The organism is Pseudomonas sp. BMS12 (assembly GCF_001592875.1).
In the GTDB taxonomy this organism is placed as follows: Bacteria; Pseudomonadota; Gammaproteobacteria; order Pseudomonadales; family Pseudomonadaceae; genus Aquipseudomonas.
On the sequence record NZ_LSOF01000004.1, the window covers coordinates 54,124 to 76,692 of the forward strand.

Sequence of the window (22,569 nt, forward strand, 5' to 3'; positions counted from 1 at the left end):
CCGCCCTGTGCGGGCCTCTTTTTATTCCCGGACACCACCGTTCAGGTGATCGCAACGCCGCCTCCGCTGATGATGGACAAGACTCCCGCTCGCCCAGACCAGGTCTTCACGCAGCAGAAAACACCAAACAGTTCTGCCGTAGCGAGGCGATCCGCTACCATGCGCGAACCTCCGCCATGCATGCCGCCATGTCTCACTCCGTCGACCCCATCGGTTATCTACACTCCTGCTTCAAGGAGAAATTCGCCATTCCTCGCCAGCCGCAACTGGCACCGGCTGCCCGTGGCGTGCTGGAGCTGGTAGCACCTTACGACCGGGCCGAGGCCATACAGGGACTGGAACAGGTCAGCCATGTCTGGCTGCTGTTTCTCTTTCATCAGGCGCTAGAGGACAAGCCCCGGTTGAAAGTGCGCCCACCGCGCCTGGGCGGCAATGCATCGCTGGGAGTGTTCGCCAGCCGCGCCACGCATCGCCCCAACGGCATCGGTCAGTCGGTGGTCAAGCTGGAGCGCGTGGAGCCTGGCCGACTCTGGCTCTCTGGTATCGACCTGCTGGACGGCACGCCCGTGCTGGATATCAAACCCTACGTACCCTACGCCGATAGCGTCGCCGAGGCGCGCAATGCCATCGCCGACGCCGCGCCTGCGCGAGTAACGGTGGCCTGGGAACAGAGTGCCCTGCAGCAAGCCCAGGAACATGGCCTGCGCCTGAACGAACCACTGCCAGAGTTGATTGAACAATGCCTGGCCCAGGACCCGCGCCCTGCCTACCAGATACCGCAGCCGGAACGCCGTTATGGTGTGCTGCTGTGGGATGTACAGGTGCGCTGGCACTACCCTGAACCGGGGCGGATTCTGGTGCTGGAAGTAGTGCCCGGCTAACGACCGACAGCCCTACTCGAACAGCTCCAGCTGCTCATGCCGACCGCGCAGGTCGTGCAGGCGCACGCCCACGCCGAGCAGGCGTACCGGTTTGTTGCCACGGCTGAAGGCCGCACTCAACAGCAGCTTGTAGCTGTCCAGATCACGGCGGGCGCCGGCCTGCTCCAGGGTGGTCTGGCTGAAGTCATGGAACTTGATCTTCACGAACGGCTTGTCCGGCCGGTAACTGGCGTCCAGCCGTGCCATGCGCGTGTCGAGCTGCGCCAGCAACTGCGGCAACTGCTCGAGGCAGGCCGCCAGGTCTGGCAGATCGTGATCAAAGGTGTTTTCCACGCTCACCGACTGCCGCCGACTGTTGATCTGCACGGCGCGCTCGTCGATACCACGGGCCAGGCTCCACAGACGCTCGCCAAAGCTGCCGAACTCACGCGCCAGGGCCAGCTTGCTCCAGCCGCGCAGATCCATGCAGGTGCCAATCCCCAGGCGCCCCAGCTTGTCGGCGGTAACCTTGCCTACACCATGCAGCTTGCCGACCGGCAGCTCGGCAACGAAGTCCTCGACCTGCTCGGGGGTGATCACGAACAGGCCATTGGGCTTGCGCCAGTCGCTGGCGATCTTGGCCAGGAACTTGTTGGGCGCCACTCCGGCCGACACTGTTATATGCAGCTCCTGCGACACGCGCCGGCGAATTTCCTGGGCAATGCGCGTGGCGCTGCCGGCGAAGTGCGAACTGGCCGAGACGTCCAGATAGGCCTCATCCAGCGACAGCGGCTCGATGATCTCGGTGTAGTCGCGCATGATCGCGTGGATCTCGCGCGACGCGGCCTTGTAGGCATCCATGCGCGGTTTGACCACCAGCAGGTCCGGGCACAGCTTGAGTGCCTGCCCGGTCGGCATCGCCGAACGCACGCCCCAGGCCCGCGCCTCGTAGTTGCAGGTGGCGATCACCCCGCGCCTGTCGGCCTGACCACCCACTGCCAACGGCCTGCCAGCCAGGCGCGGGTCGTCGCGCATCTCGATGGCCGCGTAGAAACAGTCGCAGTCGATATGGATGATCTTGCGCACGAATGCCCGCAAAGCCCCGTCTGGTATGCCCGGAAACCCCGAAGTCTACCACCCGTCTGGCGCTAAGCATCTGAAGGAAAACCACTTTTTCCAGGAAACAGGTTGACATCAAACACTTCGCCAGTAGAATGGCCGCCGCGGGATGGAGCAGTCTGGTAGCTCGTCGGGCTCATAACCCGAAGGTCGTCGGTTCAAATCCGGCTCCCGCAACCAGATACCCAAACGCCCCGATCAGGAAACTGGTCGGGGCGTTTTCGTTTGCGTCGACAAAATCCGCTTCCTCAGCCTTCCTTAAGGAAAGCAACGTTATGCTGCCGCACAGCCAGGCCACCATCGAGGACGCAACATGAGCTGGAAGAACACCGAACACCGTTACGGACACCTGTCCATCAGCCTGCACTGGCTGATGCTACTGCTGATCGCCGCGGTGTATTTCACCATGGAGTTTCGCGGGATTTTCCCCAAAGGCAGCACCGGCCGTGGCCTGATGATGCAGGCCCACTTCATGCTCGGCCTTACGGTATTCGCCCTGGTCTGGCTGCGCCTGCTGGCCAGGCTCGTGGCCCCCACGCCCAAGATCGTCCCCACCATTCCACTGTGGCAGGCCGCTCCCGCCAAACTCATGCACCTGGCCCTGTACCTGCTGATGATCGGGGTCCCCCTGGCCGGCTGGCTGATTCTCAGCGCCAAAGGCAAAGCCATTCCCTTCTACGGCCTGGAGCTGCCTGCGCTGGTCGGCAAGAACCATGACCTGGCCGAGCAGATCGAACACTGGCATGTGCTGGCCGCCGAAGCCGGCTACTGGCTGATCGGCCTGCACGCGCTGGCGGCACTGTTCCACCACTACGTCAGCCGCGACAACACGCTCACCCGCATGCTGCCCCGCCGCTCCTCATAACAAGTAGCGCATGACACGGAACGGCCCCGCCACCGGGGCCTACCGCTGGGCTAGAGTGAAATAGCAGTCTCCTCAGCCGGAACTCGCTCATGAGCCCAGCGCAGCAACGCCACCTCGCCAGCTCGCGCCCGAATCGGCAGCGCCACCCGTGAATCGCCCGCGCCCGCGGCTCTGGCTGCTCGGCCTCGCCCTGTCCAGCAGCCCGTTGCAGGCCGAAGAAATCGTGCTGGCCTCACCGTCCTACTGGTGCCCCTACAGCTGCACCGCCGGTGCGTCTGAAGAAGGCTTCACCATCGACATCATCCGCTGGATCTTCCAGCGCCACGGCATCGCCGTGCGTCTGGTCAACGAGAACTACAGCCGCGCCCTCAGTGATGTGCGCAGCGGACGCTACACCGCCTCGCCCTCGACCATTCCCGAGGAGGCGCCGGACTTCGTCTACCCGCAGGAGGCCGTGTCCTCCAACCGCTTCTGCTTCTATACCCGTGCCGACAGCGATTGGCGCTACCAGGGTCCGCAGAGCCTGGCCGGCAAGACGGCAGGCATCATCCAGGGTTACGCCTACGGCGAACGGCTGGACGCCTATATCCACGAGCATGGCGCCGACTTCCACAAACACACCGGTAACGACCTGACCCGCCGCCTGTTGCGTCAGCTGCAGCTGGGCCGTTTCGACACCTTCCTCGAAGAAGAAAACCTGGTCGCCTACACCCTGCGCCTCAAGCCGGGCAACGCCCCGCGCATGGCCGGTTGCGAACCGCGCAGCCTGGCCTACATGGCCATCGCGCCGGATCACCCCAGGGCACAGGCCTATGCCGACCTGTTTGATGAAGGCATGCGCGAAATGCGCGCCAGCGGCGCCCTGGCCGAAGTGCTCGGCCGCTATGGCCTGAGCGACTGGCAGGCCAGCCCCTAGCTAATCCTTCAGCCGCGGCTCGACCGGCCAGGCGTGACGGCCGTTGCGGCGATTGGGGCTACAGGTCTCGCGACATCAGGTGCTGCACCGCGCCCCAGGCCTGGAACTGCTCCAGCAAGGTCCAGCCACGCTTGGCGTAGTAGTCGGCGCGATCATGGGTGTGCAGGTACAGACGCGGGTATCCACGCGTACGCGCGGTGGCGCAGATGTGCTCGATCAGCCGCTCGGCCAGGCCCTGCCCCCGCGCCTCGGGGCGCACATACACGCAGGCCAGCCAGGGGCCAAGCTCAGCGCGCTGCGGCAGATCATCCCGGGCCAGGCCCGCACTGCCGAGCAACACATCGCCGTCCAGGGCGATAAGCATTTCCCACTCGCCGTTGTGCTGCCCGGCGGCAAACTCCGCCTGCCACTCGGCCAGTGGCTGCTCGGCGAACTCGTAGGGGAATTGCCGGTAGAGCCATTCGGCCAGCGGGGCGGCATGTGCGGGATGGTCACGAAGCCAGGCGAGAGTGGGCATGGGGTTCCTTGGCGACTGAGCGAAACGGGCCCGCACAATAGCGCACCGGGCGCCGCAGGACACAACCGTCGAGGCCGAAGGCAACAGCGCGCCATGCCGTACAGCAGGCGCGTAACAGACAGGGTGCAGGGCCTGCAGGCAGGCCCTGGCGGGGGATTAACGCAGCTTAGAGCTTGTCATCCTTCAACCCGGCGTACAGACGGGTCATCTCGTTGAGCTGGCGGAACATCGAGTCGGCGTTGACCGCCACGATGGTCGGCATGAAGGTCTTCGAGGAGAACGCCTTGCTGGTGAACTGCCACTTGGCGTCGGTCTTGCGCAGCGCCTCGGCGATCTCCGCGTTCGGCGCGCCGCTGGCCTGCAGCTCCTGCATGATGCTGCCGAACTCCGCGACCGAGGCGTTGAAGTCCGCATCCAGGTTCGGCGCCGCCACGCCCCAGGCACGCGCCATGTAGAACATCGCCGTACGCTGGGTCAGCACGCGGTTCCAACCGCTGCGGTTGATGGCATGTGAGGCGGCATCGCCGTTGTGCTGCTCGAACAGGTCGACCACCTGCTGGCACTGCTTGACCAGCTGCTCGGCAGACGCCAGCACGGCGGGCGCCTGGGCCTTGTCCGGTGCCGCCAGGATGCTCGGCTTGTAGGCATTCCAGGTGGTTTCGACCTGGGCCAGTGCCGCGCGAATCTCGTCGTTCGGGGCGTAGGCCTTGAGTTGCTGGTGGTGGTTCTCGAACAGGGCAATGCTTTCGGCGCGCTGGCGCGTGGCGTCTTCGACTTTCACATCGGAGCCGATCATCAGGTAGTCCTTGGCGATGATCTGGCCCAGGCTGCGCTGCAGCCCCGCCATGTTCATGGCCTCCAGCGGCGCCATCTGGGCCCAGCTGGCAAAACTCAACGACAAGCCGCAACCGAGCAGCAGTGCACGCAATACAGGTTTGATTGACACAGAAATTCCTTAATTCGCACGGGGCAAAGATCAAAAGAACATCGCTCACGACGCGAGCGGGGGCGCGGTGAGGACAGGGGATGCTGTTGAGTTCTTATGAAAATAGGCGCGCGTGATTGCGGAGCAGAACCACACCCGGCGCCGGCAGCAGGCGCGCATTCTACGCGATGCCCGGGGCTCGGGATGGATGGTGGAGAGAATTTGTTAGCCAACTAACAATAATGGTATGGGGAGGTTGACTGGGTTGTCAGGTATGGCGTTGGGCCATTATTTGGGGGTAAGGTCGGGCATCGACTAGCAGGGATGCGTTGTTCATGGCTGTGGCTGCCCGCCTGACTTCCTTGATCACTCCTGATGCCCCGAGCTTCACGGTGCGTTCTGCATCTGCGGCTGGCTCATTTCGGTATCGCCTGAAAGGCAGTTTTCGCCCTGCTGGGCGCCTCACTTTCTTTGCTTGTGCAAAGAAAGTAAGCAAAGAAACACACCCCGGCATCCGGGTCTCGCTGCGCTCGACTCCCCTCCTTCCGGTGCCGCTCCGGGGGCCGGCTTACAAGGGCCGTCCTTGGCCCTTTAAGCCTTTCGCCGCATCCATGCGGCTCACTCCCCTACGCAACACCTCCACTCGGCCTACTGACGGGGAGTTGGCGCGCATGAGGGTTTCGCGTTTCAGGCCGGTCGGAGTTGTCGGTTCGCTTCGGCGCGCGCTGATCGTGCCCACGCTCCGCGTGGGAACCATAAGAAAGGACATCTGAATGCCAACCTGGCTGATTACTCTGATCCCAACCATTTGCATGTTGGTACCGTGTGCGGGGCTATTCATTTATCTGAAGCGTCAGGAGCGGGAGGACAGAAAAAGTCCGCTGGTAGACGACCTTCTGCGCCTACCAGGCGAAACCCTGAATGAGCGCTTTCGCGAAGGCATCTTCGACCTTTGTGGTGTCTTTGCTGCATCGGTGCTCTTACCGGCAATTGGGCTATTAATGCTGCTCAACAGCTGGGTCGATCCAACGCGAATCAAGTTTGGCGCTACCGCAGTTATCGCCGCCGTGATGATTTTCGGTGGTGTGGCCTGGTCACTCTGGAAAGCTGTGAAAGTCCTACGAACGATCACTACGACAAAGCGTGGCCTGGAAGGCGAGCTAGCGACCGCGCAGCTACTCACCCCACTCTTGGCAGAAGGCTGGCAGCTATTTCATGACCTGCCGATGAAACGCAGCAATATCGACCATGTGCTGGTCGGCCCCACAGGCGTCTACGCCATCGAAACCAAGTACCGATCGAAGCGCCTGTCACTCAAAGGCAAGGAAAGCGCACAGGCCGAGTACGACGGCAGCTCTATTCGTTTTGCCGGCGGCGCGAACGAACACCTGCCGGTTCAGCAGGCGCAGGCAGTTGCTGGTGAGTTGAGCAAATGGCTACACGGCAAGCTCGGTGAGCCTGTGAGCGTGGCTCCCGTAGTCGCGCTACCAGGTTGGTTCGTAAAAACCACACATAAGCCCGGCAACGGCCAGGCGTATGTCATCAACCCCAAAGTCCATTACCTGTTCCAGAAGCGCCCCGCTCAGATCGAGCAGAGCATTCAGATACGCGTTGCGGCGGCATTGCGGGAACTCGCCGTACGCCCCGCCCCTGGCGCCAATCAATGACCGTACCTAAACACCAAAAGCTCGGGCCGGGATCGGGTCCCGTCAGGAGGCTGAGTGGAGTCGTTGCGTAAGGGGTTGAGCGGCATGGATGCCGCGAGAGCCGCGATGGGCCAGGGATGGCCCTTCGCGGCGGGCCCCTGGAGCAATGATGGAACGAAGGGAGTCTCGCGCAGCGAGACCCGGATGTCGGGTGTGCTTTCTCTTTGGTTACTTTCTCTTTGCACAAGCAAAGAGAAAGTGACTCGCCGGGAAGGCGAAAAACGAGACTATGATTCCGCTAGAGGTTTCGAACGTAAATCTGACCTTTTTTTCTAATGCATAGAGAAACCACAATGAACACCGAGGCAACGCTCGATAAAGCCATACAAAATCGAAAGACAGAAAACAAAATCGTCAAATCATCTGTAATAGCCTCTAGCACATGGACGACACTTATTGCCCCAATAATTATTGGCGCCGCAATAACCCGAGCGATACCAACCAACAACATAACACTTGCAGAAGGCATCTCCTACGTAACCTTTGCCGCCATACACATTCTATGCACAATTATAATATTCAGATCATCATCAATGCACTCACTATCAAATGACGCAGAAGAAATAATAGAAGAAAACAAAAAGCTGAACGAAGTACTTCTACCAGAAGCAATTCAATACTCTAAACTCCAGCAACTTCAAACAATCACATGCTACCTTGCAACATTAGAATTAGAACAAGCAATTGAAGAACTCAATAAATCAAAAAACCTGACTATCAGCGAGTTTATACAAACAGCAGACGGACACGTCGCAAGAATACTAAAACCTCTCAGCGACAATCGCGAAGACCTGTTCATGTACAAAGAGGGCTCTCTTTACAACATAGCTCTCTATATCCACGCACCCGAAACCAATCTTCTAAATATAAGATGGCGCGACTGCGATAAAAGACTTAACCAAACCAATAGAAGCTGGCAACCAGGCTTTGGACATGTAGGATTATCTTTCCTTCACAATGAAATCAAAATATGTCCAGACATATCAAAAAGCACTGAATTAACCAGTAGCTATACTGAGTCCGACACCAAACAATACCGTTCATTTCTGTCAGTGCCAATTTCTGAATGCCAGCGACCAGACCATGGGACAGATGGTGCTTCACAAAAACCTTTTGGAGTGATAGTTTTAACAAGTGCTGCGCCTGAGCAGTTCTCGCTACAGCGAGATAAAGTCTTGATGCTCACAATAGCCAAGCTACTATCTATATACATAGACAAGCTGCACAGTAGTTCCAGCATGATAGTCAAGGAGGAAAGCAATGAAGAGCAAGCCTAATTTCTTCTCGAACTATGTAAAGAGTGAACTTAGTACAGAAAAATCAATTTCAATGAGCTTTGAAGGCGAATTGATTAGCAGCCTCTCATCAAGCACATCCTTTGCAAAGGAATGGATCTCCACCGAGCAAGAGGAAGGAGCCAAATATTTGATTCATATCATGAAAGAAAAAGCAAAATTAGCCAGCTAATAACTCGTTGAGCCGTCGACAAAAAGGCCCGCTGTATAGCGGGCCTTTTTCTTTCAGTGTGAGTTTTAGAGTCACGCTAATGAGGTCGCCTCACTCCTCCGCTCAGACTTTCTCATCTGATACTCCCTCGCCGCCTCATGAAACGCCCCAATCAGCGCGTTGTAATCCGCCTTCTCCCAATAGCGATACTCCGGATGCCACTGCACCCCGACAGCAAACGCCTTGGCACCAATCACGCTGACCGCCTCGATCTGCCCATCCTCACACACCGCCTCGACCTGTAGCCCCTCACCGAGCCGATCAATCCCCTGCCCATGCAGCGAGTTGACGCTGATCTCGCGTTCGCCAAGCAGCTTGTGCAGCACGCCGCCTTCTGTGAGGCGAACACTGTGCATCGGCCCATAGGCCACATCATCCGGCACGCCCTTGCGCTCACGGTGGTCCATACGGCCTTCCACCTCATGCACCTCACGGTGCAGGGTGCCGCCGTACAGCACGTTGAGTTCCTGCGCGCCGCGGCAGATACCGAGGAACGGAATGCCACGCTCGATGCAGGCGCGCATCAGGCGCAGCACGGTGGCGTCGCGGGGTTTGTCGGCCAGGCCCAGGCCGGGGTGGTCGTCACCGTAGAAGCTCGGATGCACGTTGGACAGCGAGCCGCCGAACATGATGCCGGAGACGCTGTCGAGCACGGTGTCGAGGTCGAGATCGTCGGCGAAGGCCGGGATCATCAGGGGGAAGGCGTCAAAGCCAGTGACTGCCTGGATGTACTTTTCGCCGACCAGGTGAAACCAGCCGATGTCACGGTCGGTCAGCTGCCAGCGGCACAGGGGAAGGCCAATCATGGGTTTGCTCATTTGGGTAGTCCTCTTCTGAGAACCAGCCAGGAGTGATTGCGCGTCGGAAAAACTGCGTTAAAAGCGGGCTCGGGCTGCTCATTTACAGGGCGTAAACTCCGCGCCCTCGCCCGCTTTTGCCTTGTTTTTCTCTAGCGCACCCACTCCTGAACCGGTTCTAAATGGTTGAAGTGGGCTGCCCTTGGGAGAGCGGGCTAGCGGTTCACCAGAATCGTGAGTCCGCTCGCCCAAGGGGTGCCGCGTCCCGATCTTTGCCGGTTCACTGCACCAATGCCGCGCCCGCGCGGCAGGTTGTTCGGTGTTGCTTGGTGTTGCTCGGTCTGTGTGGGAGCGGCTTTAGCCGCGATTGAGACCCCGCTAAGAGCTATCGCGACTGAAGCGGAGTGCCGCCCAGCCGATCCCACAGAGGCGGCATTGGTGCTACCTGTGTCGCGGCCAAGGCCCCTCCTACAAATACAGAGCAAAAAAAGGGCCGGTCCGAAGACCAGCCCTGGTAGTGCTTAGCTGTTGCTGTTGCTCGGGAAGGCGAATTGCGCCGCCTCGTGAGTGGCGCGCTGCGGCCAGCGCTGGGTGATGGTCTTGCGCTTGGTGTAGAAGCGCACACCGTCCGGGCCGTAGGCTGCGAGGTCGCCGAACAGCGAGCGCTTCCAGCCGCCGAAGCTGTGGTAGGCCACCGGCACCGGCAGCGGTACGTTGACGCCGACCATGCCAACTTCGATCTCGTCGCAGAACAGGCGCGCCGCTTCACCGTCGCGGGTGAACAGGCAGGTGCCGTTGCCGTACTCGTGGTCGTTGATCAGCTTCATCGCCTCTTCCAGGCTGCCGACGCGCACGATGCACAGCACCGGGCCGAAGATCTCTTCCTGGTAGATGGTCATGTCGGCGGTGACGTTATCGAACAGGGTGCCGCCGACGAAGAAGCCGGCTTCGTTGCCCGCTACGCTCAGGCCGCGACCGTCGACCACCAGCTTGGCGCCTTGCGCCACACCAGCGTCAATGTAGCCCTTGACCTTGTCGCGTGCCGCGCCGGTGACCAGCGGGCCCATGTCCAGGCCGCAGGAGGTGCCGGCGCCGATCTTCAGGGCTTCGATCTTCGGTACCAGCTTCTCGACCAGCTTGTCGGCAACCTGATCACCCACCGCCACGACCACGGAGATGGCCATGCAGCGCTCGCCGCAGGAGCCGTAGGCGGCGCCCATCAGGGCATTGACGGTGTTGTCCAGATCGGCGTCCGGCAGGACCACGGCGTGATTCTTGGCGCCGCCCAGGGCCTGCACGCGCTTACCGCGACGGTTGGCCTCGGTGTAGATGTATTCGGCGATCGGCGTGGAGCCGACGAAGCTGATGGCTTTGACTTCCGGCGCTTCGATCAGCGCGTCCACGGCTTCCTTGTCGCCGTTGACCACGTTCAGCACGCCCTTGGGCAGGCCGGCTTCGTGCAGCAGCTGGGCGATCATCAGGGTCGAGCTCGGGTCGCGCTCGGACGGCTTGAGGATGAAGCAGTTGCCGCAGGCGATGGCCAGCGGGTACATCCACAGCGGCACCATGGCCGGGAAGTTGAACGGGGTGATACCGGCAACCACGCCCAGCGGCTGGAAGTCGCTCCAGCTGTCGATGTTCGGGCCGACGTTGCGGTTGTATTCGCCTTTCAGCAGCTCGGGCGCGCCACAGGCGTACTCGACGTTCTCGATGCCGCGCTGCAGTTCGCCGGCGGCGTCTTCGATGGTCTTGCCGTGTTCTTCGCTGATCAGGGCGACGATGGCGTCCTTGTTCTGCTCCAGCAGTTGCTTGAAGCGGAACATCACCTGGGCACGCTTGGCCGGCGGGGTGTTGCGCCAGGCCGGGAAGGCAGCCTTGGCGGTGTCGATGGCGGCGCGCAGGGTGGCCTGGTCGGCCAGCTCCAGCTGACGCACCGGCTCGCCGATGGACGGGTTGAAGACTGCCTGGGTACGACCGTTGCTGTGCACGATCTCGCCGTTGATCAGGTGTCCGATATTGCTCATGGGGCTATCTCTCGTATCTCGACTTAATTGGGTTCAGTCCCCTCTCCCAACGGGAGAGGGGTGGAAGCGGTGCATCAGTCCAGCTTGTTCAGGGTCTCGCCGACGGCGTTGAACAGGCGGTCCAGCTCTTCCGGCTTGGTGTTGAAGGTCGGGCCGAACTGCAGGGTGTCGCCACCGAAGCGCACGTAGAAACCGGCCTGCCACAGGGCCATGCCGGCCTCGAACGGGCGGATGGTCGGGTCGCCGTCACGCGGGGCCAGTTGCAGGGCACCGACCAGACCGCAGTTGCGGATGTCGATCACGTGCTTGCTGCCCTTGAGGCCGTGCAGGACGTTCTCGAAGTGCGGTGCCAGGGCAGCGGACTGCTGCAGCAGGCCGTCGCGCTCCAGCAGCTCCAGGGTGGCCAGGCCGGCGGCGCAGGCGACCGGGTGGGCCGAGTAGGTGTAGCCGTGGGTGAACTCGATCATGTGCTCAGGGGTGGCCTGCTGCATGAAGGTGTCGTAGATCTCCTTGGAGGCGATCACCGCGCCCAGCGGGATGGCACCGTTGGTGATCTGCTTGGCGGCGTTGATGATGTCCGGGGTGACGCCGAAGTATTCCGCGCCGCTCCACTTGCCCATGCGGCCGAAGCCGGTGATCACTTCGTCGAAGATCAGCAGGATGTTGTGCTGGGTGCAGATCTCGCGCAGGCGCTCCAGGTAACCCTTCGGCGGGATGATGGCGCCGGCGGAGCCGGACAGCGGCTCGACGATGACGGCGGCGATGTTGGAGGCGTCGTGCAGTTCGATCAGCTTGAGCAGCTCGTTGGCCAGCTCCACGCCGCCGGTCTCGGCCATGCCCTTGGTGAAGGCCAGGTGCGGCTGCAGGGTGTGCGGCAGGTGGTCGGCATCCATCAGCTGGCCGTACATCTTGCGGTTGCCGCCGATGCCGCCGAGGCTGGTGCCGGCGATGTTGACGCCGTGGTAGCCACGGGCGCGGCCGATGAACTTGGTCTTGGTCGGCTGGCCCTTCAGGCGCCAGTAGGCCTTGGCCATTTTCACCGCGGTGTCGGCGCACTCGGAGCCGGAACCGGTGAAGAACACGTGGTTGAGCTCGCCCGGCATCAGGTCGGCGATCTTCTCGGCCAGCTTGAAGGACAGCGCGTGGCCGTACTGGAAGCCCGGCGAGTAGTCGAGGGTGCCGAGCTGCTTGGCCACGGCCTCCTGGATTTCCTTGCGGCTGTGGCCGGCGCCACAGGTCCACAGACCGGAGAGGCTGTCGAACACGCGACGGCCCTTGTCGTCGATCAGGATGTTGCCTTCGGCGGCCACGATCAGGCGCGGGTCGCGCTTGAAGTTGCGGTTGGCGGAAAACGGCATCCAGTGCGCGTCCAGCTTGAGTTGGCTGGCCAGGGACGGGGTTTCGGTCTGCGGCATGTTCATCGTGGCTCTCCAGAGCGGCACTGTGGTCTTGTTGCAACGAAAGGTGCCACGGGCATAAAGTCACGAAAATCCAAATCTTCGAATATTTACTTTAGCTACGAGTAAACAATGAGCACACGCCGCCAAGACCCGCTGGCCCAGGTCAGTGATTTCGAGATTCGCCTGCTGCGCCTGTTCCGCAGCGTGGTCGAGTGCGGCGGCTTCTCCGCCGCGGAAAGCGTGCTGGGCATCGGCCGCTCGGCGATCAGCCAGCAGATGAGCGACCTGGAGCAGCGCCTGGGCCTGCGCCTGTGCCAGCGCGGCCGCGCCGGCTTCGCCCTGACCGAGGAAGGCCGCGAGGTGTACCAGTCGGCGCTGCAGCTGTTCGGCGCGCTGGAGAGCTTTCGCAACGGGGTCAACGGCCTGCACCGCGAGCTGCGCGGCGAGCTGCACATCGGCCTGACCGACAACCTGGTGACGGTGCCGCATATGCGCATCACCCATGCGCTGGCGCGGCTGAAAGAGAAAGGCCCGGACGTGCGCATCCAGATCCGTATGACGCCGCCCTCGGAAGTGGAACAGGGCGTGCTCGACGGCAGCCTGCATGTCGGCGTGGTGCCGCAGAGCCATCCGCTGTCCGGCCTGGAGTACCAGCCGCTGTACGGCGAGCGCTCGCTGCTGTACTGCGCGGTGGGCCACCCGCTGTTCTACGTGGATGACGAGCAGTTGGCCGAAAGCCGCCTCAACGCCCAGGAGGCCATCGCCCCGACCTTCCGCCTGCCCGCCGAGGTGCAGACCCAGTACCAGGTGCTCAACTGCACCGCCAGCGCCTCGGACCGCGAGGGCATGGCCTTCCTCCTGCTGACCGGGCGCTACATCGGTTATCTGCCGGATCACTACGCGCAGCAGTGGGTGCAGCAGGGGCGCCTGCGCGTGCTCAAACCCAACACCCGGTTCTATGATCTGACCTTGGCCTCGGTGACGCGCAAGGGCCGGCGCCCGCAGCTGGTACTGGAAACCTTCCTCGAAGCCCTCGCCGGCACCGGCGCCTGACAGGAGCAAGCCCCATTCACGCCAAGGATGCACCGCAGCAAGAGGCAGAACAGTTCTTCGCCCAGTTCGCCCACGACTTCGCCGCCGCCGACGGCGCGCTGATCGCCCAGCGCTACGGCCTGCCCTACCTGGCACTCGGCGGCCGGGGCGAAGCACGGGTGTTCACCACTGCGGCGCAGGTCGGCGCCTACTTCCAGCAGGTGCTCGACGACTACTTCCAGCGCGGCTGCCGGGGCTGCCGCTTTCACGAGCTGCAAGCCCAGGCGCTGGGCAGCGGCAATCTGTTCGCCAGCCTGACCTGGGAGCTGACCGATGCCACGGGCGCGGTGCTGCTCAGCTGGCGCGAGTCCTACACCCTGACCCGCACTGACGCGGGGCTGCGCATCCACAGTTCCGCCGATCACGCCGAGTAAGCTGGAACGCCCGTACCACATGGCTTTGCGCCGATTTTCCAGCACAAGCAACTGACCAGAACAGTCGATTTTCTGGCGCACTTCGGCCGACTTCTACCGGTACAGTTGCACTCCCCCTCAAAAAGCACACGTTTTTGACACGCAGGGGTTGTTTCATGACCCGTCGTGGGGTATCTGTGCGCACACGAAACCGATTACTCAGTACGGACTCTCAGATGCCAGCTGCTTCCTCCCCTGCCTCCAGCGCCGACAAGCCCGCCGGCCGCATCCGCCAGAAGAACGAAAAGGCCATCATCGCCGCCGCCGAAGTCGAGTTCGCCCGCCACGGCTACAAGGGCACCAGCATGAACAGCATCGCCCAGGCGGTGGGGCTGCCCAAGGCCAACCTGCATTACTACTTCAGCAGCAAGCTGGGGCTGTACATCGCCGTACTGAACAACATCCTCGATCAGTGGGACGCCACCTTCAGCGGCCTGAGCGCCGAAGACGACCCAGCTGTGGCGCTGTCGCGCTATATCCGCGCCAAGGTCGAGTATTCGCGCACCCAGCCACTGGCCTCGCGCATCTTCGCCATGGAAGTGATCAGCGGCGGGCAATACCTGACCGCCCACTACAACCAGGACTACCGCGACTGGTTCCGCCAACGCTCCGCCGTGTTCCAGGCCTGGATCGACGTCGGCAAGATGGACCCGGTGGACCCCGCCCACCTGATCTTCCTGCTCTGGAGCAGCACCCAGCACTACGCCGACTTTGCCAGCCAGATCAGTCTGTTCACCGGCAAGAGCAGCCTGAAGAAGGCCGACTTCGAGGACGCCGCCAACAACCTCGAACGCATCATCCTCAAGGGTCTCGGCCTGACGCCGCCGACCCGCAGCTGATTCCCTCCGCCTTACGCCTTCATGCCCAAGGCGCCTGCGCCAGCAACGTGGCGCAGCGCTGCTGGAGAAATTCGCGCAGCAGGCGCACCGGCATGCTGAGCTGATCACGATGGGCGCAGATCAGGTTGAGCGGCGTCGACTCGCCCTGCCAGCCCGGCAGCAGTAGTCGCAGGCGCCCCGCCGCCACATCACCGGCCACATCGAGCCAGGACTTGTACACCACGCCCTGCCCAGCCAGTGCCCAGCGCCGCACCACGTCGGCATCGTCGCTGGCGCGGTTGCCGCTCACCGAGAGCACCTGGGTCTGCCTGCCCTGGGTGAAGCTCCAGCGTTCGTGAACCCGGCCACCGAGCATGTACAGCAGACAGTTGTGCCGGCGCAGGTCGTCCGGCTGTTGCGGGGCCGCATGCCGTGCCAGGTACTCGGGCGCGGCACAGAGCACGCGGCGATTGGCACTGGCTACCGCCAGCGCCACCAGGCTGGAGTCTTCCGGTTCGCCGTAGCGCAGGGCCAGATCCACCGGTTGGCGGAACAGGTCGGTGACCCTGTCGCTGAGCAGCAGGCGCAGGCCCAGCTGCGGATGCTCGGCCTGAAAGCCATCGAGCCAGGGCAGCAACACGTTGCGCCCGAAATCCGAGGGCGCGGCCAGTTGCAGCACGCCATCGAGGCGATCCTTGCCACCGGCCAGCTGCTGGCGCCCGGCCTCCAGGCTGGCCAGTGCCGCGCGAGCGTGGGCCAGGTACTGCTCGCCTTCCAGGGTCAGGCGCAGGCTGCGCGTGGAGCGCAGCAGCAGGCGCGTTTGCACCTCCTGCTCGAGGCGCTTGAGGGCGGCGCTGGCCACGGCCGGCGAACAGTCCAGCTCGCGGGCGGCGGCGGACAGGCTGCCCAGTTCGGCGGTGCGCACGAACAGGGCCAGGTCATCGAAACGCAGCACGCGACACTCCTTTTTCAAAAAATAATTGAAAGAGACTCTATGGCAGCCGGGTTTTTCTCGCCAGAAAGATAAAAGAACATGCCGCCAACGCAGACTAAGCTGCATGCCACCGACTTCGCGGAGTGATCAGATGAAAGCCATCGCCTACTACCAGAACCTGCCCATCGACCAGCCCGAGGCGCTGCTCGACATCGAGCTGGCGGCACCTCAGCCCGGCCCGCGCGACCTGCTGGTGGAAGTGCGCGCCATCTCGGTCAACCCGGTGGACACCAAGGTCCGCCGCAACGTGCCGCCGGAAGCCGGCCAGGCCAAGGTGCTGGGTTGGGACGTGGCCGGCGTGGTGGTCGCGGTGGGCGCCGAGGTCAAGCAGTTCCGCCCCGGCGACCAGGTGTTCTACGCCGGTGCCATCGACCGCGCCGGCGCCAACAGCGAGCTGCATGTGGTGGACGAGCGCATCGTCGGGCGTATGCCCGGCTCGCTGGATTTCGCCCGTGCCGCCGCCCTGCCGCTGACCGCCATCACCGCCTGGGAGCTGCTGTTCGATCGCCTGCAGGTGCGCGAGGGCCAGGGCGATGGCCAGAGCCTGCTGGTGCTGGGCGCGGCCGGCGGGGTCGGCTCGATCCTGGTACAGCTGGCGCGCAAACTCACCGGCCTGACCGTGATCGCCACCGCCTCGCGTCCGGAAACCCAGGCCTGGGTACGCGAACTGGGCGCCCACCAGGTCATCGACCATAGCCAGCCACTGGTGCCGCAACTGCAGGCCCTCGGCATTGCCCAGGTGGATATGGTCGCCAGCCTGACCCATACCGACCAGCACTTCGACGAGCTGGTGGAGGCCCTGGCGCCGCAGGGCAAGCTGGCGCTGATCGACGACCCGGTGCAGCTGGACGTGGTCAAGCTCAAGCGCAAGAGCCTGTCGCTGCACTGGGAGTTCATGTACGCCCGTTCGCTGTTCCAGACCACCGACATGATCGAGCAGCACCGCCTGCTCAACCGCGTTTCGCAGCTGATCGACGACGGCGTGCTGCATACCACGCTGGGAGAACACTTCGGCGCAATCAACGCCGCCAACCTGCGCAAGGCCCACGCCCTGCTGGAGAGCGGCCGGGCCAAGGGCAAGATTGTGCTGGAAGGTTTCGTCGATCACGTATGACAAAGTGCCAGCAGCCGCGACGACAGCTACTAGACTGAAGCGAACCCGGAGCGGCCAGGCCGCTCCGGGGGGATGCAATCAGTGACTGTCGAGGGTTCAGGATGCAACCCACCCTTTCCCGCCCGCTGCGTGTGGCTGGGGCCTACCTGGCCTTCAGCATCGCCTGGATATTGCTCGGCGACCTGCTGCTGCAGGCCCTGCCGGTGGATGCGGCGACCCAGGCCATGCTGCAGACCGCCAAGGGCCTGTTCTTCGTCGCCCTCAGCAGCCTGCTGATCCTGCTGCTGTGCCGCCATGAACTGCGTACCCAGCAACAGCTCGAACAGGGCCTGCGCCAGCGCGTGCTGTTGTTACAGCAGACCCAGCGCGATGTCGGCCTGGGCAGCTGGGAATACGACGGCCGCCGACTGCACTGGTCGGCCGAGGCCCTGCGCCTGTTCGAGCGCCCGGACAGCGACAACATCGGCAGCCTCGACGAGCTGCTCAACTGGCTCTACCCGGCCGACCGCAACGCCGTTCAGCGTGCCCTGGATGCCACACTGGAGGCCGGCGCACCGCTGCTGGTCAATGCCCGTCTCAATCGCCCGAACAACGAGACGCCGGTGTGGCTGATGTTGCGCGGCAGCGCAGACGCCGGTGGCAGCGCCCACGGCAGCGTGCAGAACATCAGTACGCAGAAGCGCGACGAACAGGCCCTGCGCGAGAGCGAGCAACGCTTCCGCCAACTGTTCGAGCAGACCCCGCGCATCGCCGTGCAGGGCTACGACCGCGAGCGCCGGGTGATCTTCTGGAACCAGGCCAGCACCCAGCTCTACGGCTACAGCGTGAGCGAGGCCATGGGCCGGCGCCTGGAGGAGCTGATCATTCCACCGGCCATGCAGAGCCAGGTGGTCAGCGCCATTAATTCCTGGATGATCGGCGGCCCGGCCATCCCCGCCGCAGAGCTGACCCTGCGCCACCGCGACGGCAACGAGGTGCACGTCTACTCCAGCCACCTGATCATCCGCAACGCGCGCAACCAGCTGGAGATGTACTGCATCGACATCGACCTGGGTCAGCAGAGAAGTGCCCACCATGACCTGGAAGCCAGCGAAACGCGCTATCGCGAGCTGGTGGAGCAACTGCACGAGGCGATCTTCCTCACCGACACGGGCGGGCGCCTGATCTTTCTCAACCCGGCCTGGCAGACCATCACCGGCTACAGCATCCAGGAAAGCCTCGGCCGGCCGCTGCTGGACTTCATTGAAGAGGACTATCAGGCGCTGCTTGCCGAGCAGGTATCGGCCATCCTCGCGCGCCAGTCCAGCGCCTGGCTCGGCGAGTTGCGCCTGCGCGACGCCAGTGGCCGCCAGCTGTGGGTCTCCCTGCGCCTGGCCGCCGAATCGCAGCACGACCTGGGCCTGCGCGGCAGCCTCAGCGACATCGAGGAGCACCGCAACAGCCAGGCCCTGCAGGAGGCCCGCAACGCCGTGCTCGATCGCATGCTGGCGCAACGGCCACTGCCGGAAACCCTCACCGACATGGCCCTGCGCCTGGAGCGCATCAGCCCGGAGATGCTGGTGGCGGTGCTGCTTGCCGAGCATGACGAACTGCAAGTGCTGGCAGCGCCCAGCCTGCCCGCCAACTACAGCGAGCTGGTCAACGGCTCGCCGGTGCAGCTCGACATGGGCAGCGGTTGCCATGCCGCCGCCAGTGGCGAGCTGACCATCATCGAGGACATCGCCAGCCATCCGAACTGGGTGACGCTGCGCGAACACGCCAGCCTGGCCGGCATACGCTCCGGCTGGTCAATGCCGTTCAAGAGCGACCAGGGCGATGTGCTCGGGGTATTCGCCATCTACTACCGCAACCAGGCTCGCCCCGCCCCGGAAGACATTGCTCTGGTAACCGAATTCACCCGCCTGGCCGGCCTCGCCGTACGCCAGCATCAGCGCACCGCCGAGCGCCTGCAGAGCGAACTGCGCTTTCGCGCCACCTTCGAACAGGCTGCCGTCGGCATCGCCCACCTGGCGCCGGACGGCCACTGGCTGCGGGTCAACCAGCGTCTGTGCCAGATGCTCGGCTACAGCCGCGAGCAGCTGCTGGAGCTGACGTTCCAGGACATCACCCACCCGGATGACCTGCTCAAGGACCTGGAGCAGACCCAGCGCCTGCTGCGCGGCGAGATCAATCGACTGACCCTGGAGAAGCGCTACCTGCGCCGCGACGGCAGCACGCTCTGGACCAATCTGAATGCCACCCTGGTGCGCCACACCAACGGCGAGCCGCACTACTTCATCTCGGTGGTGGAAGACATCGGCCTGCACAAACAGCACGAACTGGCCCTGCGCCAGGCCGCCACCGTGTTCGAAAGTACCCAGGAGGCGGTGGTGATTCTCGATGCCAGGCGGCGCATCATCACCTGCAATCCGGCCTTCAATCAGATCACCGGCCTCAGCTCACACCAGGCCATCGGTCAGCGCCTGCCACTCAAGCCCGGCAATGGCCTGGAGCGTGAGCGCTACCGCAACCTGTGGCGCAAGGTCCGCGATGGCGAGAACTGGCAAGGCGAGCTGAGCGGGCGCCGCCCGGATGGCTCGTCCTTCCCCTTCTGGCTCACCGCCAGCCGGGTACGCGACTGCGACCCCCAGCAGCCGCAATACGTCCTGACCTTCACCGACCTCAGCCAGTACCGCGACAGCCAGGAGCGCCTGGCCCACCTGACCCACTTCGACACGCTCACCGACCTGCCCAACCGCCTCTATGCCCTGGAGCGCCTCGGCCACGCGCTGGAGCACGCCCAGCGCCACAAGGAACGAGTCGCGCTGTTGTACTTCGACCTAGACAACTTCAAGACAATCAACGAGAGCCTCGGCCACAAGGTTGGCGACGAGCTGCTGGTGGCCGTGGCTCGGCGCCTGCAACAACGCCTGCGCAACGAAGACACCCTGGCCCGCCTGAGCAGCGACGAATTCCTGGTGGTAGTGGAAAACCTGCAACGCCCGGAGGAGGCCGCCGCCATCGCCCGCACCCTGATCGAGCTACTGGAGCGCCCCCTGCCGCTGGGCAGCGGTGGGCGCGAGGCCTATCTGAGCGCCAGCATCGGCATCAGCCTGTACCCGGACGACGGCCTGAGCAGCGACGACCTGCTGCGCAATGCCGACAGCGCCCTGCACCAGGCCAAACAGGAGGGGCGTAACACCTATCGTTTCTACACCCAGGGGCTGACCCACCAGGCGCACACCCGCCTGACCCTCGAAGGTCGCCTGCGCCAGGCGCTGAAGCGCAACGAGTTCACCCTGCACTACCAGCCGCTGGTCAACGCCACGGACGGCAGCGCCATCGGCGTGGAGGCGCTGCTGCGCTGGAACAGCAGCGAAGGCATGGTCTCGCCGGCGCAGTTCATTCCCCTGGCCGAGGACACCGGGTTGATCGTGCCCATCGGCACCTGGGTCCTGCGCGAAGCCTGCCGGCAGATGCAGTTCTGGCGTCAGCAGGGCCTGGCCTTGCAGACCCTGGCGGTGAACCTGTCGCCACGCCAGTTCCGCCAGGCCGATCTGGTCCAGCAGGTGCGCGAAGCCCTGCACGACAGCGGCCTGCCGGCCGAGCATCTGGAACTGGAGATCACCGAAGGCGCCCTGATCGAAAACCTCGAACAGACCCAGGCCACCCTGGCCGCCCTCAAGGGCCTGGGTTTGAAGCTGGCCGTCGACGACTTCGGCACCGGCTACTCGTCGCTGGCCTACCTGCGGCGCTTCCCGCTGGACAAACTGAAGATCGACCAGAGCTTCATGCGCGGCGTGCCGGAAGACCAGGCCAACCTGGAAATCGCCGCCACCATCATCGGCCTGGCGCGCAACCTCAAGCTGCGTGTGCTGGCCGAAGGGGTGGAGACCCATGAGCAACTGCAGGCCCTGCGCCAGCTGGGCTGCGAGCAGTGCCAGGGCTACCTGTTCAGCCGCCCGCTGAGCGCCGTGCAGCTGGCCCACTGGCTACGCAGCGGGCATCAGTCGGCGGGTTGATCCAGATCATGGCGGCGCGCCGACTGGCGCCTAGACTGCATGCTCCGGCTCACTCTGGAGAGCAGCGATGGACATCCACATCCGCCCCCTGAAAACCGCCAACGGCACCCGCTGGCAGGTCTGCATGGATCAACATGGCGTCAGCTTTCGCAGCGAAGCCGAAGCGCAGGACTTCGTGCGCGTCCTGGAGGCGCGCCTGAAGGCCCCACATCCCCTGCCCTGGCGCGGCATACCGGCGATACGCAGCGCCAGCTGAGCGGCTCAGAACTCCAGCGACAACTTGCGCGCATGCCGGGCGGTGAAGAACGCCAGCACCACGGTCAACACGCCGCACAACATGATGACCAGCGCCATCGGCCGTGCCGTACCGTCGTGCAGCACACCGACCAGGATCGAAGCTCCCGCCGCCACACAGAACTGCAGCGAACCCATCAGCGCCGAGGCACTGCCGGCCTGGGCGCCCTGCCCGGCCATGGCACAGGCCGAGGCATTGGGCAGGATGCACGATAGGCTGGCCATGCATACGAACAGCGGCAGCAGCAGCGGCCACAGCTGCGCCGGTTGCGCCATGGCCACCAGCAGCAGTCCCAGTGCCGCGCTCAGGTAGACCCAGACCGTGCGCTTGAGCCAGTACCCGGGGCCATGGTGGCGCAGCAGCCAGCCATTGAACTGGGCGGTGAGGATAAAACCGGCGGCATTCATGCCGAACAGCCAGCCGTAGTTCTCCGCCGACACCCCATACAGCTCGATGAAGACAAAGGGCGAGCCGGAGATGTAGGCGAACATGCCGGCCATGGCCACGCCCCCGGTCAGGCCGTGGCCGATCAGCAACGGGTCGCGCAGCAGGCCCCAGTAGCGGCCCAGGGCGCCACTCAGGGGTTGCACCGGCAGCGCGGGCGAGCGCGTTTCCGGCAACCACAGCAGCACGCCGAACAGGCACAAGGCACCGAACAGCATCAGGCCGTGGAAGATCGACTCCCAGCCGAACAGGCGCAGCAGGATGCCGCCGCCCAGGGGCGCCAGAATCGGCGCCACGCCCATGACCAGCATCAGCTTGGAGAACGCCTTGGCCGAAGCCAGCGGGTCGCACAGGTCGCGAACCACTGCCCGCGAGATGACCATGCCGGCACAGCCACCCAGCGCCTGCACGAAGCGCGCAACGATCAGCCACTCCAGACTCTGCGCCAATGCACAGGCCAGCGACGCCAGGACGAACAGCGTCACCCCGACCAGCAGCGGCTTGCGCCGGCCGAAGCGATCGGCCAATGGGCCATAGATCAGCTGACCGAGCGCGACGCCGGCGAAGTAGGACGCCAGCGACAGCTGGACATGCTCGACATCGGTCGCAAAGGCCCTGGCCAGAGCCGGAAAGCTCGGCAGGTAGAAATCGATCGCCATGGGCCCGAAAGCACTGAGGGCGCCAAGGATCAACAGAATACGAAAGCTCATGACTCATCCACTGTGGGGCGTACCCCGGAAAACCAAGGGCGCCCAAGGCCCTG

The 22,569-nt window shown here is 63.6% G+C and carries 20 protein-coding genes and 1 tRNA gene; 13 read left to right on the forward strand and 8 right to left on the reverse strand.

Annotated elements, in window-relative coordinates; all coding sequences use genetic code 11:
• Positions 1-188 precede the first annotated feature (188 nt).
• A complete protein-coding gene (gene tsaA, locus AYB31_RS02515) occupies positions 189-881 on the forward strand; it encodes a tRNA (N6-threonylcarbamoyladenosine(37)-N6)-methyltransferase TrmO (RefSeq protein WP_068825800.1) in 693 nt (230 codons plus the stop codon).
• 12 nt (positions 882-893) lie between these two features.
• Here the strand turns inward: tsaA and dinB are convergent, their stop codons facing one another.
• Entirely contained in the window at positions 894-1,946 is a 1,053-nt protein-coding gene (dinB, locus tag AYB31_RS02520) for a DNA polymerase IV (protein ID WP_082805183.1), read from the reverse strand.
• Positions 1,947-2,082: 136 nt separating this feature from the next.
• Here dinB and AYB31_RS02525 point away from each other — a divergent pair.
• The 3 genes from AYB31_RS02525 (at position 2,083) to AYB31_RS02535 (ending at position 3,760) form a co-directional block, all read left to right on the forward strand.
• A tRNA-Met gene (locus tag AYB31_RS02525) sits at positions 2,083-2,159 on the forward strand.
• Between the two features lie 133 nt (positions 2,160-2,292).
• Positions 2,293-2,844 (forward strand): cytochrome b, encoded by a 552-nt coding sequence (locus AYB31_RS02530; protein WP_068825474.1) that lies wholly within the window; start codon positions 2,293-2,295, stop codon positions 2,842-2,844.
• A 148-nt stretch (positions 2,845-2,992) separates the two neighbouring features.
• Positions 2,993-3,760 carry a substrate-binding periplasmic protein gene (locus tag AYB31_RS02535; RefSeq protein WP_068825476.1) on the forward strand — a complete coding sequence of 256 codons (768 nt, stop codon included), beginning with the start codon at positions 2,993-2,995 and terminating at the stop codon, positions 3,758-3,760.
• A gap of 58 nt (positions 3,761-3,818) precedes the next feature.
• Here the strand turns inward: AYB31_RS02535 and AYB31_RS02540 are convergent, their stop codons facing one another.
• On the reverse strand, positions 3,819-4,277 hold the full coding sequence (locus tag AYB31_RS02540; protein WP_068825478.1) for a GNAT family N-acetyltransferase: 459 nt from the start codon (positions 4,275-4,277) through the stop codon (positions 3,819-3,821).
• 166 nt (positions 4,278-4,443) lie between these two features.
• The gene (locus AYB31_RS02545; RefSeq protein WP_236715491.1) at positions 4,444-5,223 is read right to left on the reverse strand and encodes a type IV pili methyl-accepting chemotaxis transducer N-terminal domain-containing protein; all 780 of its coding nucleotides are present in this window, start codon (positions 5,221-5,223) and stop codon (positions 4,444-4,446) included.
• A gap of 752 nt (positions 5,224-5,975) precedes the next feature.
• Between AYB31_RS02545 and AYB31_RS02550 the strand changes: the two genes are divergently transcribed.
• The 3 genes from AYB31_RS02550 to AYB31_RS02555 all read left to right on the forward strand — a co-directional run bounded on the left by AYB31_RS02550 (position 5,976) and on the right by AYB31_RS02555 (position 8,375).
• Positions 5,976-6,869 (forward strand): nuclease-related domain-containing protein, encoded by an 894-nt coding sequence (locus AYB31_RS02550; RefSeq protein ID WP_068825479.1) that lies wholly within the window; start codon positions 5,976-5,978, stop codon positions 6,867-6,869.
• Between the two features lie 332 nt (positions 6,870-7,201).
• Positions 7,202-8,185, forward strand: a complete 984-nt coding sequence (locus tag AYB31_RS21330) for a hypothetical protein (protein WP_153020627.1) — start codon at positions 7,202-7,204, stop codon at positions 8,183-8,185.
• On the forward strand, positions 8,169-8,375 hold the full coding sequence (locus AYB31_RS02555) for a hypothetical protein (RefSeq protein WP_068825481.1): 207 nt from the start codon (positions 8,169-8,171) through the stop codon (positions 8,373-8,375). Before AYB31_RS21330 ends, AYB31_RS02555 begins: the two co-directional genes overlap by 17 nt.
• A gap of 71 nt (positions 8,376-8,446) precedes the next feature.
• Here AYB31_RS02555 and AYB31_RS02560 read toward each other — a convergent pair whose 3' ends face one another.
• The 3 genes from AYB31_RS02560 to AYB31_RS02570 all read right to left on the reverse strand — a co-directional run bounded on the left by AYB31_RS02560 (position 8,447) and on the right by AYB31_RS02570 (position 12,656).
• Positions 8,447-9,232, reverse strand: a complete 786-nt coding sequence (locus AYB31_RS02560; protein ID WP_068825483.1) for a gamma-glutamyl-gamma-aminobutyrate hydrolase family protein — start codon at positions 9,230-9,232, stop codon at positions 8,447-8,449.
• Positions 9,233-9,732: 500 nt separating this feature from the next.
• A complete protein-coding gene (locus AYB31_RS02565) occupies positions 9,733-11,235 on the reverse strand; it encodes a CoA-acylating methylmalonate-semialdehyde dehydrogenase (RefSeq protein ID WP_068825485.1) in 1,503 nt (500 codons plus the stop codon).
• A gap of 74 nt (positions 11,236-11,309) precedes the next feature.
• A complete protein-coding gene (locus AYB31_RS02570) occupies positions 11,310-12,656 on the reverse strand; it encodes an aspartate aminotransferase family protein (RefSeq protein WP_068825487.1) in 1,347 nt (448 codons plus the stop codon).
• A 108-nt stretch (positions 12,657-12,764) separates the two neighbouring features.
• Between AYB31_RS02570 and AYB31_RS02575 the strand changes: the two genes are divergently transcribed.
• The 3 genes from AYB31_RS02575 to AYB31_RS02585 all read left to right on the forward strand — a co-directional run bounded on the left by AYB31_RS02575 (position 12,765) and on the right by AYB31_RS02585 (position 14,979).
• Positions 12,765-13,688, forward strand: a complete 924-nt coding sequence (locus tag AYB31_RS02575; protein WP_068825489.1) for a LysR family transcriptional regulator — start codon at positions 12,765-12,767, stop codon at positions 13,686-13,688.
• 158 nt (positions 13,689-13,846) lie between these two features.
• Positions 13,847-14,101, forward strand: a complete 255-nt coding sequence (locus AYB31_RS21865) for a hypothetical protein (RefSeq protein WP_201787416.1) — start codon at positions 13,847-13,849, stop codon at positions 14,099-14,101.
• 215 nt (positions 14,102-14,316) lie between these two features.
• Entirely contained in the window at positions 14,317-14,979 is a 663-nt protein-coding gene (locus AYB31_RS02585) for a TetR/AcrR family transcriptional regulator (RefSeq protein ID WP_068825493.1), read from the forward strand.
• Positions 14,980-14,998: 19 nt separating this feature from the next.
• Here the strand turns inward: AYB31_RS02585 and AYB31_RS02590 are convergent, their stop codons facing one another.
• Positions 14,999-15,913, reverse strand: a complete 915-nt coding sequence (locus AYB31_RS02590; protein ID WP_068825495.1) for a LysR family transcriptional regulator — start codon at positions 15,911-15,913, stop codon at positions 14,999-15,001.
• Positions 15,914-16,043: 130 nt separating this feature from the next.
• Between AYB31_RS02590 and AYB31_RS02595 the strand changes: the two genes are divergently transcribed.
• The 3 genes from AYB31_RS02595 to AYB31_RS02605 all read left to right on the forward strand — a co-directional run bounded on the left by AYB31_RS02595 (position 16,044) and on the right by AYB31_RS02605 (position 21,323).
• Positions 16,044-17,066: a zinc-binding alcohol dehydrogenase family protein gene (locus AYB31_RS02595; RefSeq protein WP_068825498.1), complete on the forward strand. Its 1,023-nt coding sequence runs from the start codon at positions 16,044-16,046 to the stop codon at positions 17,064-17,066.
• 101 nt (positions 17,067-17,167) lie between these two features.
• Positions 17,168-21,067, forward strand: a complete 3,900-nt coding sequence (locus AYB31_RS02600; RefSeq protein ID WP_068825499.1) for a bifunctional diguanylate cyclase/phosphodiesterase — start codon at positions 17,168-17,170, stop codon at positions 21,065-21,067.
• 67 nt (positions 21,068-21,134) lie between these two features.
• A complete protein-coding gene (locus AYB31_RS02605) occupies positions 21,135-21,323 on the forward strand; it encodes a hypothetical protein (protein ID WP_068825501.1) in 189 nt (62 codons plus the stop codon).
• A 5-nt stretch (positions 21,324-21,328) separates the two neighbouring features.
• On the opposite strand, the gene AYB31_RS02610 is transcribed toward AYB31_RS02605, so the two are convergent.
• Positions 21,329-22,516, reverse strand: a complete 1,188-nt coding sequence (locus tag AYB31_RS02610; protein ID WP_068825503.1) for a multidrug effflux MFS transporter — start codon at positions 22,514-22,516, stop codon at positions 21,329-21,331.
• Positions 22,517-22,569 lie beyond the last annotated feature (53 nt).

Coding starts and splice junctions, on each gene's coding strand:
- AYB31_RS02550 (WP_068825479.1), top strand. CDS start 5,976: ATGCCAACCTGGCTGATTACTCTGATCCCAACCATTTGCATGTTGGTA.
- AYB31_RS21330 (WP_153020627.1), top strand. CDS start 7,202: ATGAACACCGAGGCAACGCTCGATAAAGCCATACAAAATCGAAAGACA.
- AYB31_RS02595 (WP_068825498.1), top strand. CDS start 16,044: ATGAAAGCCATCGCCTACTACCAGAACCTGCCCATCGACCAGCCCGAG.
- AYB31_RS02565 (WP_068825485.1), bottom strand. CDS start 11,235: ATGAGCAATATCGGACACCTGATCAACGGCGAGATCGTGCACAGCAAC.
- AYB31_RS02610 (WP_068825503.1), bottom strand. CDS start 22,516: ATGAGCTTTCGTATTCTGTTGATCCTTGGCGCCCTCAGTGCTTTCGGG.
- AYB31_RS02605 (WP_068825501.1), top strand. CDS start 21,135: ATGGACATCCACATCCGCCCCCTGAAAACCGCCAACGGCACCCGCTGG.
- AYB31_RS02575 (WP_068825489.1), top strand. CDS start 12,765: ATGAGCACACGCCGCCAAGACCCGCTGGCCCAGGTCAGTGATTTCGAG.
- AYB31_RS02555 (WP_068825481.1), top strand. CDS start 8,169: ATGAAGAGCAAGCCTAATTTCTTCTCGAACTATGTAAAGAGTGAACTT.
- AYB31_RS02570 (WP_068825487.1), bottom strand. CDS start 12,656: ATGAACATGCCGCAGACCGAAACCCCGTCCCTGGCCAGCCAACTCAAG.
- AYB31_RS02585 (WP_068825493.1), top strand. CDS start 14,317: ATGCCAGCTGCTTCCTCCCCTGCCTCCAGCGCCGACAAGCCCGCCGGC.
- AYB31_RS02540 (WP_068825478.1), bottom strand. CDS start 4,277: ATGCCCACTCTCGCCTGGCTTCGTGACCATCCCGCACATGCCGCCCCG.
- tsaA (WP_068825800.1), top strand. CDS start 189: ATGTCTCACTCCGTCGACCCCATCGGTTATCTACACTCCTGCTTCAAG.
- AYB31_RS02600 (WP_068825499.1), top strand. CDS start 17,168: ATGCAACCCACCCTTTCCCGCCCGCTGCGTGTGGCTGGGGCCTACCTG.
- AYB31_RS02560 (WP_068825483.1), bottom strand. CDS start 9,232: ATGAGCAAACCCATGATTGGCCTTCCCCTGTGCCGCTGGCAGCTGACC.
- AYB31_RS02530 (WP_068825474.1), top strand. CDS start 2,293: ATGAGCTGGAAGAACACCGAACACCGTTACGGACACCTGTCCATCAGC.